The 12,386-nt window shown below is 66.4% G+C and carries 14 protein-coding genes; 2 read left to right on the plus strand and 12 right to left on the minus strand.

Annotated features, from left to right (window positions below):
- Window positions 1-810 (minus strand): AcvB/VirJ family lysyl-phosphatidylglycerol hydrolase, encoded by an 810-nt coding sequence (locus tag AOA14_RS09450; RefSeq protein ID WP_202988459.1) that lies wholly within the window; start codon window positions 808-810, stop codon window positions 1-3.
- Window positions 811-1,052: 242 nt separating this feature from the next.
- On the opposite strand from AOA14_RS09450, the gene AOA14_RS09455 reads away from it, so the two are divergent.
- Entirely contained in the window at window positions 1,053-1,337 is a 285-nt protein-coding gene (locus AOA14_RS09455; protein WP_003041572.1) for a hypothetical protein, read from the plus strand.
- A gap of 93 nt (window positions 1,338-1,430) precedes the next feature.
- On the opposite strand, the gene hemN is transcribed toward AOA14_RS09455, so the two are convergent.
- From hemN to ccoN, 10 genes are all read right to left on the minus strand, one after another.
- On the minus strand, window positions 1,431-2,756 hold the full coding sequence (hemN, locus tag AOA14_RS09460; RefSeq protein WP_202988478.1) for an oxygen-independent coproporphyrinogen III oxidase: 1,326 nt from the start codon (window positions 2,754-2,756) through the stop codon (window positions 1,431-1,433).
- A gap of 65 nt (window positions 2,757-2,821) precedes the next feature.
- Window positions 2,822-3,049, minus strand: a complete 228-nt coding sequence (locus AOA14_RS09465) for a hypothetical protein (RefSeq protein ID WP_003041565.1) — start codon at window positions 3,047-3,049, stop codon at window positions 2,822-2,824.
- Complete coding sequence (ccoS, locus tag AOA14_RS09470) at window positions 3,046-3,201, minus strand: cbb3-type cytochrome oxidase assembly protein CcoS (protein WP_062901613.1); 156 nt, start codon at window positions 3,199-3,201, stop codon at window positions 3,046-3,048. Before ccoS ends, AOA14_RS09465 begins: the two co-directional genes overlap by 4 nt.
- Entirely contained in the window at window positions 3,198-5,321 is a 2,124-nt protein-coding gene (locus tag AOA14_RS09475) for a heavy metal translocating P-type ATPase (protein ID WP_062901614.1), read from the minus strand. Before AOA14_RS09475 ends, ccoS begins: the two co-directional genes overlap by 4 nt.
- Window positions 5,318-5,779, minus strand: coding sequence for a FixH family protein (locus AOA14_RS09480; RefSeq protein WP_062901615.1), 462 nt, complete (start codon window positions 5,777-5,779; stop codon window positions 5,318-5,320). The genes AOA14_RS09475 and AOA14_RS09480 overlap by 4 nt, the downstream gene beginning before the upstream one ends.
- Window positions 5,776-7,248: a cytochrome c oxidase accessory protein CcoG gene (ccoG, locus tag AOA14_RS09485; RefSeq protein ID WP_062901616.1), complete on the minus strand. Its 1,473-nt coding sequence runs from the start codon at window positions 7,246-7,248 to the stop codon at window positions 5,776-5,778. Before ccoG ends, AOA14_RS09480 begins: the two co-directional genes overlap by 4 nt.
- Entirely contained in the window at window positions 7,235-8,176 is a 942-nt protein-coding gene (gene ccoP / locus AOA14_RS09490; RefSeq protein WP_062901617.1) for a cytochrome-c oxidase, cbb3-type subunit III, read from the minus strand. Before ccoP ends, ccoG begins: the two co-directional genes overlap by 14 nt.
- On the minus strand, window positions 8,163-8,327 hold the full coding sequence (locus tag AOA14_RS09495; protein ID WP_003041548.1) for a cbb3-type cytochrome c oxidase subunit 3: 165 nt from the start codon (window positions 8,325-8,327) through the stop codon (window positions 8,163-8,165). Before AOA14_RS09495 ends, ccoP begins: the two co-directional genes overlap by 14 nt.
- Window positions 8,324-9,097 carry a cytochrome-c oxidase, cbb3-type subunit II gene (gene ccoO / locus AOA14_RS09500; RefSeq protein ID WP_003041545.1) on the minus strand — a complete coding sequence of 258 codons (774 nt, stop codon included), beginning with the start codon at window positions 9,095-9,097 and terminating at the stop codon, window positions 8,324-8,326. The genes AOA14_RS09495 and ccoO overlap by 4 nt, the downstream gene beginning before the upstream one ends.
- 14 nt (window positions 9,098-9,111) lie before the next feature.
- Window positions 9,112-10,770 (minus strand): cytochrome-c oxidase, cbb3-type subunit I, encoded by a 1,659-nt coding sequence (ccoN, locus tag AOA14_RS09505; RefSeq protein WP_003041542.1) that lies wholly within the window; start codon window positions 10,768-10,770, stop codon window positions 9,112-9,114.
- Between the two features lie 171 nt (window positions 10,771-10,941).
- On the opposite strand from ccoN, the gene AOA14_RS09510 reads away from it, so the two are divergent.
- Window positions 10,942-11,613 (plus strand): OmpW/AlkL family protein, encoded by a 672-nt coding sequence (locus AOA14_RS09510; protein WP_003041537.1) that lies wholly within the window; start codon window positions 10,942-10,944, stop codon window positions 11,611-11,613.
- Window positions 11,614-11,682: 69 nt separating this feature from the next.
- Here AOA14_RS09510 and AOA14_RS09515 read toward each other — a convergent pair whose 3' ends face one another.
- Entirely contained in the window at window positions 11,683-12,375 is a 693-nt protein-coding gene (locus AOA14_RS09515; RefSeq protein WP_003041534.1) for a Crp/Fnr family transcriptional regulator, read from the minus strand.
- Window positions 12,376-12,386 lie beyond the last annotated feature (11 nt).

A 12,386-nucleotide genomic window follows, 5' to 3' on the forward strand; every position in this document is an offset into this window, starting at 1 on the left:
TCAGTTTCTCCGTTGGGGCGGTGCGTGCATCCGGTCGGTCGCATGCGCAATGGCAGGGAAAATCGCGGCCTCGAGCGCCGCGTCGTCGGATTGCAGCTTGTGGCCGCCCGGCAAGGCGATCTTGCGCACGCCGGGCAAGGTCAGTTCGGGACACAGGCTGTCATTTTCCTTGATGCCCCAGATGCAGGTGAGCGGCGCCCAGTCGAGCTGCGATGCGGTCGGCAGGGCGAGTTGGTCGGGGATTTCGAGACCGGCGAGTTCGATCGGCGAGGCGCGGAAGATGATATCGTGGCCGGGGACGATCAGGATGACGGCGCTGATCGGCGTCCGGTCGGCCGCGGGCATCGCGGCGAGGCCGGCGTGCAACATGTCGGCGCCAAAGGATTGCCCGATCAGGACGACGCGGCGCGTGCGGCCGAGCCGCATCGCCCGCGCCATCGCATTCTCGATCAGCGTTGCCGCTTCCTGCGGCGTCCGGCGCGGCGAGAAATAGGCGAGCGAATTGACTGTCACTACCGCGTAGCCGCGGCGATTGATCCGCCGCGACACCGGCGGGGTCATGCCGACCTTGTTCCCCATGTCGCCCGACAGCATCACGATCGCAGGCCGGTCGGGTCCGGCGGCGTCCGACGCGAGATCGCGGTAGAGGGGTCCGTGATAATAGCCCGCCCAGACATAAAAATCGCCGAGCGCGAGCAGCGCCAGCAGCAGGCCGGCGAGCGCCAGCCGGACGCCGCGCCCCACGCCGCCGCGGCGGGCGGCGGGCGAAGCGGGTTCGGCGATCGATGCCAGGTCGGCGTGCGCGGTCACGGGGATACTCCCATTGAGCAGGATCGCGTTATGAAACCGGTCGGCCGTCCGGATGCTGGCGCGCAAATTACCATATTGTCATGTCGCGGCCATCACCCCGTCGGTCGCGGCCGCCTAATAGGGGTTTGTCCAAGGCGGGATCGCCCCCTGTCCACCCAGACCCCGCCCTGGACGTCCTGTTTCCCCGCCGGCCCCGTCGCGTTGACCGGGACCGTGCGGCGGGACCATTCGGAGTGATAGAGATGGCACGTTTTGGTTCCCTGATCGGCGTCGGCCTGGCCGCGACGATGATGATCGCCGCCCCGAGCTTTGCGGCAACCACCCCGGCGAAGCCCGCGACGACCGCGGTCAAGCCCGCCGCAAAGCCCGTCAAGCAGGCTGCCGCCAAGCCGAAGGCCGCATCGCAGCGCGTCGCCGCAGCCCGCCCCACCGGCCATATGGTCAAGGCGAAGCAGGCGAACGGCAAGACCGTGACCTATAATTGCAGCCTTCCCGGCAACAAGAACAAGCAGGCTTGCAAGGGCTGACCCCGGCACCCGAAGCCCCGAACAACCTGCTGCTGGCCAGCTCTCGCGCCCCGAGAGCTGGCCTTTCTTGTTCCGGCGAAGCGCGGCGCGCGATCAGCGCGCGATGGCGGCGGTATCGGCAGGGGCGATGGTGCCGCGGAAGCGGTCGAAGCGCGCCGCAATGGTGCGGGCATAAGGCTGCGACCCCTCATCCAGCACCAGTTCGTCGCCATCCCAGCGGATCAGTCCGCGCTGCGCGACATCGGTGAGCGCCGGGCGCGCGGCATCGGCCCATGCCGCGGGCAGCGCGGCGCGTCCCTGACACAGGATGGCCTTGATGATCGCGCCGCGCAGGCGGTCTTCATCGGCTACCGCGACGCCGCGCACGGCGGCAAGCCGCCCTTCGCCGATCAGGTCGCGATAGGGGCCGGCGCGCTTTTCATTCTGGACGATCAACCCCGGAAAGCGGCTGATCGCGCTCGCCCCGAAGCCGAGGAGGACGGGGGCGTCGTCTTCGGTAAAGCCCTGGAAATTGCGGTTGACGCGCCCCGCCTTGGCCGCCGCGGCAAGCGGATCGCCCGGCAGCACGAAATGATCGAAGCCGACGGGAATATAGCCCGCCGCGGTCAGCCGTTCGAAACCGTGCGCCGCCTGTTCGAAGCGCAACCGGTCGTCGGGCAGGTCGGTCGCGTCGATGCGTCGTTGCCGCGGCAACATCGCGGGCAGATGGGCATAGCCGAACAGCGCGATCCGGCTGGGAGCGAGGCGGATCGTTTCGTCGAGCGTCGCGTTAAGATCGGCGATGCTCTGCCCCGGCAGCCCGTACATCAGGTCGAAATTGATCGCGTCGATCCCGCGCAGGCGCAGCGCCGCGACCGTCGCCTCGATATCGCGGAGCGGCTGGACGCGGCCGATCGCCTGCTGGATGTGCGGGGCAAAGGTCTGAACGCCCAGGCTGACGCGCGTGACGTTCGACGCGGCGAGCACAAGCGCCCATTCGGTCGTGAAGCCGCGCGGATCGATCTCGATCGATATTTCGGGCCGGCTGACGTCGAAGACGGTCAGCAGGCGGTCGAGGATGCGGACGAATTCAACGGGCGCGACCGCATTGGGGCTGCCGCCGCCAAAAGCGATATGCTGGACGCGCGCGCGGCCGCCGATCCGTTTCGCCACCATCGCGATTTCGGCGCGTAGCGCGACGAGATAGTCGGCGAGCCGCTGCTTGCGGCCCGCGGCCCCGGTATTGCAGCCGCAATACCAGCAAATCTGTTCGCAAAAGGGGATATGGGCATAGAGCGAAAGCGGCGTGGCCGGCTCGATCGCATCAAGCGCCCGCGCATAATCGGCTTCGCCCACCGCGTCGCCGAATTCCACCGCGGTGGGATAGCTGGTGTAGCGCGGCACGGGCTTTGCGAGCAGCTCAGGATAATAGGTCCACATGGCCATGGTCCTACGGGCGGGCGGTCTTTGCCGCATTGACCAAGGTCAAAGCGGCGGCGGCCATGTCAGCAACAACCCTTTTTGTCGTCGGTCGGCTTGCTGCGCCGCTCGGTCACGGCATGGCAGGGCTTCGAACAGGGGTGGTCGCCGGGCTTGTCCGGGGCGCCGGGAATGACGAGCAGATGCGTCCCGCCGCCGCATGCGGGAAGCAGCAAGATCTGCGCATCGCTGGCAAGCGGCGCGAAGGCGAGTCCGGTGGCGGCGGCGAGCGAGGCGAGCGGGCGCAGGATCATGGCACGGCATCCTCTTCATCCTCGACGAAGATGCGCAATGCGGCGCCGTCGAGATCGTCGAACTGGCCGTGGCGCAGCGACCAGAAGAAGGCCGCAAGACCGAGCAGTCCCAGCCCGAGCGCGATCGGGATCAGGAAAAGCAGGCCGTTCACCGGATCGCCGCCTTCAGGCGCAGCGCGTTGCCCACCACGATCAGCGACGAACCCGACATCGCGATGGCCGCGATCAACGGGGTTACGTGGCCGAAGATGGCGAGCGGCACCGCGATGATATTATAGCCGATGGCGAGCGCGAAATTCTGCTTCACGATCCGCCGCGTCCGGCGCGCCATGCGCACCGTCTGCACCACCGGCATCAGCCGGTCGCCGAGGAAGATGCAGTCGGCGGCATTCTTGCCCGCGTCGCTTGCCGATCCCGGCGCCATAGAGGCATAGCCGGCGGCCAGCGCCGGGCCGTCGTTGAGGCCGTCGCCGATCATAAGCACCCGGTGTCCGGCGCCCGCATGACGGGCGATCGCGGCGAGCTTGTCCTGCGGCGTCATGCCGGTCTGGGCGGTGATGCCGAGTTCGCGGGCGACGGGTGCCACCGCCTCGGCCCGATCGCCCGACAGGATCGTCGCGTCGATTCCCTCGGCCGCCAGCGCGTCGATTGCGGCGCGTGCGTCGGGGCGAAGCTGGTCGGCGAAGCGGATCGTCGCGAGCGGATCGCCGTCGATGGCGAGTTCGGTGGCCAGCGCGGTGCCCGCCGCGGGGCTTTGCGGGCGCCCGAGCGTGACCTTGTGACCATGCCAGTCCGCCTCGATCCCGAAACCCGGCGTTTCGCGTATAGTCTGGACCGCTTCGGGTACCACGCCGAGCGCCGACAGACCGCGCGTCAGCGCTTCGCTGAGCGGGTGGCGACTGGCCTGCGCCAACGCGAGGAGCAGCGGGCGATGGGCGGGATCGACGGCGTCGAGATCGGTGGCGACCGGCCGGCCGAGCGTCAGCGTCCCCGTCTTGTCGATCAGCGCCCGGTCGACCTCGGCCATGCGTTCGAGCGCCGAGCCGTCCTTGATCAGCACACCGACCCGCATCAGCGCCCCCGCTGCGACGATCTGCGCCGCCGGAACCGCAAGGCCGAGTGCGCAGGGGCAGGTGATGATGAGCACCGCGACCGCGATCAGGAGGCTATGATGCCAGCCTGCGCCCGCGATCATCCAGCCCGTGAATGCGAGCAGCGCGAGCGTGTGGACCGCGGGCGCATAGAAGCGTGCGGCGCGATCGGCGATGCGGACATAGCGCGACTTGCCCTGCGCCGCCTCGCCCATCAGTCGTGCGATATCCGCGATGGCGGTGTCGGCGCCCGCGGCGGTGATCCGGACGCGGATCGGCGCGCCGAGATTGAGCGTGCCCGCGTGGACATGGTCGTCGACATGCACCGCCTGCGGCGCGCTTTCGCCGGTGAGCAGCGACAGGTCGATCTGGGTCGACCCCGCGACGATCACCCCGTCGGCGGCGAGCCGTTCGCCGGCGGCGACCAGCATCACCATGCCCGGCTGAAGCGCGGTCGCATCGACCCAATGGCCGCTGTCTTCACCGCGCAGCACCGTCGCGCCGGTGCCCATGTTGCGGAGCAGGGCGGTAACGCCGCCGCGGGCGCGGTCGCGCATCACGCTGTCGAGCCAACGTCCGCAGAGCAGGAAGAAGAGGAGCATGACGACGCCGTCGAAATAGGCGTGCTGGCCGTGCGTCGCGGTTTCGTAGACGCTGAGCGCGCTGGTGATGACGACGCCGATGCTGATCGGCACGTCCATATTGGTCCCGCCGTGGCGCAGCGCGCGCCATGCCGAGCGGAAGAAGGGGCGCCCCGAATAGGCGACGGTCGGCAGCGCGATCGCCGCCGACAGCCAGTGGAACAGGTCGCGTGTCGCGCCCTCGGCGCCCGACCAGACCGATACCGACAGCAGCATGACGTTCATCATCGCGAAGCCCGCGACGGCCACCGCACGCAGCAATTCGCGGCTGCTCGCCGCTTCGGGATCGCCTTCGCCGGGGGCGTCGCCGATCGGATGCGCCTCGAACCCCAGCAGCGCGAAGGCGCCGACCAGATCGGGCGTCTCGGCGTCGGGGGTGCAGGCGATATGGACGCGCTTTTCGGTGAAGTTGACGCGCGCCGAAGCGATGCGCCGGTCGCGGACCAGCCCTTGTTCAAGCTTCGAGATGCAGCCCGCGCAGCGGATATCGGGAACCGCGAAGTCGCGCTCGACCAGTGGCGAGGCGGTGGCAACGCTCATTGCAGATCGATCTGGTAGCGGGCCTCGTCGGCGCCGTGCCGGACCGAAAGGTCGAGCCGCCAGCGGCCTGCCGGCACCGTTTCGCGCGAGATCAGGCGGCCGTCCGCTGCCGGCGCGAAATGCACCGCGCGCGCCGGCAACTGGCCGAGCGGGTGGCTGAGCGTCGCGGTCGTCGCCAGCCCGCCGAGCGGCTTGCCCTGACTGCGGACGGCGAGTTCGATGTGGCGGTCGGCATCGAGCGTGGCGCTCTTGTCCCAGCCCAGCCGGTCCTGCGCGGCGGCGCGGGCGAGCCATTCGTTGTAGTGCTGGCTCGCGATATAGCTGTTTTCGACCACCGTGCCGCCGAAAGTCGAGAGGGCAAAGCGCGCCATGACGATGTTCACGGTGATGACGACCGCAAAGAAGGCGACGAGGATCGTCGTCATGTGCCAACCGGTGAAGCGGCGCGCCTTGCTCATTGTCCGGGCTCCTGATTGTCGGCCGGCGGCCGGTCGAACTGGATGGTCTCGCTGTCGCCGCGCGGATCGCCGTCGAGGCCGCGCGTCGCGATGGTGAAATCCTGTCGCGCCGCGCCCGCGGCGGGGGCGGCGACGAACAGCTTGACGCGGGTGACGCTGTCGGGTGCGAGCGTCAGCGTGATCCGCTGCGCCGCCTTGTCGCGCGAGCCCTCCTCGGTCCACAGCGCCGCGTCCTTGAGCCCGCTGACCGTCACCTCGACGCCGCGCGGGCGCGTTTCCATATTGCGCAGCTTGAGCGTGTAATTGTTGCGGATATACCCGTCCGAAAGCTGGACGTAGAGCGGACTGCGCTCGTGCTGGACGGCCAGGTCGAGCCGCGTGCGCTGGCCCAGCGTGAACAGCATCGCGGCGCCGATCGCGCACCAGATCGAAAAATAGATGATCGTGCGCGGACGGAACAGCGTCTTGCGCACCGGCCGCGCGGTGCCCCCGGCCTTTTCCGCGGCGGCATCCTCCAGCGTGCAATAGTCGATCAGGCCGCGCGGACGGCCGACCTGCGCCATCACCCCGTCGCAGGCGTCGATGCACAGCGCACAGGTGATGCAGCCGATCTGCGGCCCTTCGCGAATGTCGATGCCGGTGGGGCAGACCGCGACGCATTGGTTGCAATCGATGCAGTCGCCGAAGGCGCCGGGGTGCGCCATCGCCTTCTTGGTGCTGCCGCGCGGTTCGCCGCGCCAGTCCTTGTAGGTCACGAGCAGCGACTTTTCGTCCATCATCGCGGTCTGGATGCGCGGCCAGGGGCACATGTAGATGCACACCTGTTCGCGCATGAAGCCGCCGAGGACGAAGGTTGTCGCGGTCAGCACCGCGACGGTGCCATAGGCGACGGGCGCCGCCTGGCCGGTCCAGAAATCGTGCGTCAGCGTCGGCGCATCGGCGAAATACATGATCCACGCGCCGCCGGTCCAGAAGGCGACGGTCAGGTAGATCGCATATTTGAGCGCGCGCCTGGCGATTTTTTCGGCCGTCCACGGCCCCTGCGCGAGGCGGATCTGCGCGTTGCGGTCGCCATCGACCAGCCGGTCGACATGCTGGAACAGGTCGGTCCACACTGTCTGCGGACAGGCATAGCCGCACCAGGCGCGGCCGACCGCGCTCGTCACCAGAAACAGGCCGATGCCCGCCATGATCAGCAGGCCGGCGACATAATAGAATTCGTGCGGCCAGATTTCGATCTGGAACATGTAGAAGCGCCGGTGCGCGAGGTCGACCAGCACCGCCTGATCGGGCGCATAGGGGCCACGGTCCCAGCGAATCCATGGCGTCGCGTAATAGATCGCCAGCGTCACCGCCATGATCGCCCATTTCAGGCGGCGAAAAGGGCCGTCCACCCGCTTGGGATAGACGCCCTTGCGCGCCGCGTAGAGCGATGCCGTGCCGCCGGTCGGATCGTCAGGGCTGGCCATCGGCTCCCTGTCCTTTCGGGGCGGCTGCGGCGACCGCTGCGGGGGCGGGCGCCTTTTCGCCGCCGCCCAGCGAATAGACATAGGCGGCCAGCATCTTGATCGTCACCGGATCGAGCCGTTCGCCCCAGTGCGGCATCACGCCGTTGCGCGGATGGTTGATCGTCGCGGTCAGGCTGGCGCGATCGCCGCCATAGAGCCAGATGGCGTCGGTCAGCCTGGGGGCGCCGACGCTGCGGCCGCCTTCGCCCCCCACGCCGTGACAGACCGCGCAATTGGCCGAGAAGAGCGCGGCGCCGCGCGCCGACGAGGTGCTGGGTTTTTCCTGGCGGCTGATCACGCGGACATGGCTGACGACATCGGCAATCTGTCGGGCGTCGAGGATGCCGTCGCGGCCGAAGGCGGGCATCTGACTGGTCCGCGTCGCTGCGACGTCGGGATTCCGGATGCCGTTGGTGATCGTATAATGGATAGCGGCAAGGTCGCCGCCCCACAGCCAATCATCGTCGGTCAGGCTGGGATAGAGGTTTTTGACCCCGGCGCCGCCGGCACCATGACATTGGACGCAATGGACGCGAAATGCCGCGCCGCCACCCTGGGTGGCCGCCTGCATCAGGTCGGGTCTGGCGGGCAGTTCGGCGATCGGCGTCGCGGCGATTGCGTCGACGATCGGAGCGCGCCGCCGGGTTTCGGCGGCGAGTTCCTTTTCGAGCTGGCCGCGGCTGCTCCAGCCGAGTGTGCCCTCGGTCGCGCTGCGGATCATCGGCCAGGCGGGATAGAGGATCACATAGACGATCCCCCAGATGATCGTCGCATAGAGTGACCACAGCCACCACCGCGGCATCGGCGTATCGAGTTCCTCGATGCCATCCCATTCGTGACCGGAGGTGGCTGTGCCCGTCACTTCGTCGATGCGCTTATCTTCGGCCATTGTCGTCTTCCTTGAAGATCATGTTCGCTGCTTCGTCATGGTGGCGGGCGGCTCCCTTGCGGAACGGCCAGGCGATGAAGAGGAGGAACATCGCCACCATGACGATCAAGCCCCAGCTATCGGCGAAATGCCGTATCTCGTCATAGGTCATCGCGCTTTCTCCTGCGCGATGTCGGCGGCGTGCGCCTGTTCCTGCGGCGCCGCCTTGTCGACGTCGACGAGCGTTCCGAGCATCTGGAGGTAGGCGATCAGCGCGTCCATTTCGGTAAGACGCGCGGGATCGCCGTCGAAATCGCGGACCTGTGCCTTGGGATAGCGTTTCTGGAGATCGGCGGCCGACGCGGGATCGACCTGTGCCTTCAAATCCTCGTTGGCCTTGGCGATATCCTCCTTGGTATAGGGAACGCCGACGCGATAGAGCGCGGTCAGGTCGTTGCGCAGATCGTCGGTCCGAAGGTCGTTTTCGGCAAGGAAGGCATAGGGCGGCATGATCGATTCGGGCACGACGCTGCGCGGATCGATCAAGTGCGCGCGATGCCATTCGTCCGAATAGCGGCCGCCGACGCGCGCCAGGTCGGGGCCGGTGCGTTTCGACCCCCATTGGAAGGGATGGTCGTACATGCTTTCCGCCGCCAGGCTGTAGTGGCCATAGCGTTCGACCTCGTCGCGGAAGGGTCGGATCATCTGGCTGTGACAAAGGTAGCAGCCCTCGCGGATATAGATGTTGCGGCCGGCGAGTTCGAGCGGAGTATAGGGCCGCATGCCGTCGACCTTTTCGACGGTATTGTCGATCCAGAACAGCGGCGCGATCTCGACGATGCCGCCGATCGCCACGGCGACGAGCGAAAAAAAGCCAAGCAGGGTGATATTGCGTTCGAGCTTCTTGTGGCTGAAGCGCTTTTCGGTGGATTGGGTGGCCATGGCCTGGAGGCTCCTTATTCGGCGGGAACGGGCGCCAGCGGGCGGTCCGCGGCGGCGTTATAGGGGGTCTCGGTCATCGGCTTCTCTTCGCGGACCTTGCCAGCAATCGTCGCCCAGACGTTGACGATCAGCAGGACAAAGCCGGCGAGATACATCGCCCCGCCGGCAGCGCGGATCAGATACATCGGGTGCATCGCCGCGACGGTTTCGGCAAAGCTGTAGACGAGGTAGCCGTCGGCGCCATATTCGCGCCACATCAGACCCTGCATGATCCCGGCGACCCACATCGAGGCGGCGTAGAAGACGATCCCCAGTGTCGCGAGCCAGAAGTGCCAGTTGACCATGCGCAGCGAATAGAGGCGCGGCCGTCCCCACAGGCGCGGCACCAGATAATAGACTGCGGCAAAGGTGATCATGCCGTTCCAGCCCAGCGCGCCGGCATGGACGTGCGCGATCGTCCATTCTGTATAATGGCTGAGCGAGTTGACCGCCTTGATCGAGAGCATCGGCCCCTCGAAGGTCGCCATGCCATAGAAGGCGAGGGCGATCACCATCATGCGGATGATCGGATCGGTGCGGATCTTGTCCCATGCGCCGTTCAGCGTCATCAGCCCGTTGATCATGCCGCCCCAACTCGGCATCCACAGCACAACCGAAAAGACCATGCCCAGCGTCTGCGCCCAATCGGGCAGCGCGGTATAGTGCAGATGGTGCGGACCCGCCCAGATATAGAGGAAGATCAGCGACCAGAAGTGGATGATCGACAGGCGATAGCTGTAGATCGGCCGTTCGGCCTGCTTGGGGACGAAATAATACATCATCGCAAGGAAGGGTACGGTCAGGAAGAAGGCGACCGCATTGTGCCCGTACCACCATTGCGTCAGCGCATCCTGCACCCCCGCGAAAGCCGAATAGCTTTTTGACCCGAAGATCGTTGCCGGCACCGACAGATTGTTGACGATGTGGAGCATCGCGATGGTGATGATGAAGCTGAGGTAAAACCAGTTGGCGACATAGATATGCGGCTCGCGGCGTTTGACGATCGTGCCGACGAACACGACAAAATAGACGACCCATACGATGGTCAGCCACAGATCGACATACCATTCGGGTTCGGCATATTCGCGCGCTTCGGTGACGCCCATCAGATAGCCGGTGGCTGCGAGCACCAGAAAAAGCTGATAGCCCCAGAAGACGAAGCGGGCGGCGCCCGGAAAGGCGAGCCGCGCGCGGCAGGTGCGCTGGACGACATAGAAGCTGGTCGCGATCAGCGCATTGCCGCCGAAAGCAAAAACCACGCCCGAGGTGTGCAGCGGGCGCAGCCGTCCGAAGGTCGTATATTCAAACCCCAGGTTAAGCGCGGGATAGGCAAGCTGGAGCGCGATATAAAGGCCCGCGATAAGACCCGCGGCGCCCCAGAAGATCGTCGCGATCACCCCCCAGCGGATCGGGTCGTCGTCATAGACGCCTTCGTCCGCGGGCATTTTCAATATGCCGCGCGCGATGCCGTCGAAATCGGCGCGCGAGACGGTGGCCCACAGGACGGCGAGGCAGGCGACCGCGACGATCCCCATATGCACCGCAAAGGGCGCATCGACCGCGAGCGCCGCCATCACGAGCGCGAGAAGGGCGAGGCCCAGCCAGCCGCCCGCTTTCAATACCACACCGTCCATAATGCTTGTCCCTGCTTGGCGCGGTCCCTTCGACCGCACGGCTGGGAACCGCTCATGGACGGGGACGGTGGCCAAAACATTGACCAGGATCAAGCAATTTTTTGCGTTCCATCAATGCGCGGTGCGGCGGGCAAGCGCAGGGAGGCGCTCGTCAACGCAAGGAGTCACGACATGAAGACGCATTATCTCTCCCTCGCCGCTCTGGCCGCCGCGATGGTGGTTCCGGGCCAGGCCCAGGCCAAGGCCGGGGACGTTCAGGTGAAGCTGCTCGCGACCCTCGTCGCGCCCGACGGCAAGATCACCGACGTTAAATATGACGGCCTCAGCCTGCCCGCCGGGACGCAGAGCAAGGCGAACGACAATGTCACGCCGACGATCGCGGTCGAATATTTCGTCACCGACAATGTCTCGCTCGAAACCATTGCCGGCGTGACCCAGCACGACGTCGATGGCGCCGGGGCGCTGGCGGGTGCCGAGCTGGTGTCCGACGTCAAGATCATCCCGGCGACGCTGACGCTGAAATATCATTTCGGCCGCGACGGCGGGATTCAGCCCTATGTCGGCGCCGGCCCGAGCTATTTCTTCTTCATCGACGAAAAGCCGGGCGTGACGACGCGCGGACTGGGCGCGACGCGGCAGAAGATCAACGACAAGTTCGGCGCCGCGGTGCAGGCCGGGATCGATATTCCCGTGAATGACAAGGGGCTGGCGGTCTCGTTCGATGCGAAGCGCTATTTCCTGCGTCCGACCGCGACCTGGTATGCGGGTACGACCGAAGTGCTGCAAACCAAGCACAAGCTCGACCCGTGGGTGATCAGCGCGGGGGTGGCGTTCCGCTTCTGAAGCGGCGCGCGGCGCTGATCGGCGACATGTCCCCGCCGGGTGGTGGGGGTGTGTCGCCGACGCCGCCGGCTATCCCGCCATCGCTTCCATCGCGTCGCGATCGGTAATCACGATCTCGCGGCGCGAGGGGAGGTCCAGAAGACCGTCGGAGCGCATCCGGGTGAGCTGACGGCTCGTCGTTTCGATCGTCAGCCCCAATATGTCGGCGATTTGCTGGCGTCCGAAGGGTAACTCGAAACCGTTACGCGTGCCGCCGACCTGGCATCCCTGCCCCGAAAGCCGTTCGGACATTTCGAGGAGGAAGGAGGCGACCTTTTCCGACGCCGATTTGCGACCGAGCAGCATCATCCAGTGCCGCGCCCGGTCGAGTTCGTCGAGCGTGCGGCGCAAGAGCTTCTGTTGCAGGTCGGGATGGTTGCCTGCAAATTCGTCGAAGGCGTTGCGGTTGAAAATGCAGACTTCGGCATCGGTCATCGCGGTGACGCTGTACGGGCTTTCCTTGCCGAACGGGCGGCCGATGAAATCCGACGGAAAAACGATGCCGACGATCTGCTCGCGCCCGTCGGCGGTCGCGACGACCAGTTTAAGTACGCCTTCGAGGACATTGGCGACCACCGGTGCGTCGTCGCCTTCCCAGAGCAGCGTCTGGCCCGCCTTGACGCGCTGCTTGCGCCCCATCTTGCCGAGCAGCAACAGCTCCTCGGGATTGAGGCTCGCACAGATCGCGCGGTTTCGCACGACGCAGGATGCACAGTCGGTCACGCCGTTCGCCT

It is taken from the genome of Sphingopyxis terrae subsp. terrae NBRC 15098 (genome assembly GCF_001610975.1).
GTDB classification, from domain to species: Bacteria; Pseudomonadota; Alphaproteobacteria; order Sphingomonadales; family Sphingomonadaceae; genus Sphingopyxis; species Sphingopyxis terrae_A.

Bases quoted from the DNA above. Each gene is read 5' to 3' on its own strand.
- AOA14_RS09465 (WP_003041565.1), bottom strand. From the start codon at position 3,049: ATGATCCTGCGCCCGCTCGCCTCGCTCGCCGCCGCCACCGGACTCGCC.
- ccoG (WP_062901616.1), bottom strand. From the start codon at position 7,248: ATGGCCAGCCCTGACGATCCGACCGGCGGCACGGCATCGCTCTACGCG.
- hemN (WP_202988478.1), bottom strand. From the start codon at position 2,756: ATGTGGACCTATTATCCTGAGCTGCTCGCAAAGCCCGTGCCGCGCTAC.
- AOA14_RS09480 (WP_062901615.1), bottom strand. From the start codon at position 5,779: ATGAGCAAGGCGCGCCGCTTCACCGGTTGGCACATGACGACGATCCTC.
- ccoO (WP_003041545.1), bottom strand. From the start codon at position 9,097: ATGGCCACCCAATCCACCGAAAAGCGCTTCAGCCACAAGAAGCTCGAA.
- AOA14_RS09495 (WP_003041548.1), bottom strand. From the start codon at position 8,327: ATGACCTATGACGAGATACGGCATTTCGCCGATAGCTGGGGCTTGATC.
- AOA14_RS09475 (WP_062901614.1), bottom strand. From the start codon at position 5,321: ATGAGCGTTGCCACCGCCTCGCCACTGGTCGAGCGCGACTTCGCGGTT.
- AOA14_RS09455 (WP_003041572.1), top strand. From the start codon at position 1,053: ATGGCACGTTTTGGTTCCCTGATCGGCGTCGGCCTGGCCGCGACGATG.
- AOA14_RS09510 (WP_003041537.1), top strand. From the start codon at position 10,942: ATGAAGACGCATTATCTCTCCCTCGCCGCTCTGGCCGCCGCGATGGTG.
- ccoP (WP_062901617.1), bottom strand. From the start codon at position 8,176: ATGGCCGAAGATAAGCGCATCGACGAAGTGACGGGCACAGCCACCTCC.
- ccoN (WP_003041542.1), bottom strand. From the start codon at position 10,770: ATGGACGGTGTGGTATTGAAAGCGGGCGGCTGGCTGGGCCTCGCCCTT.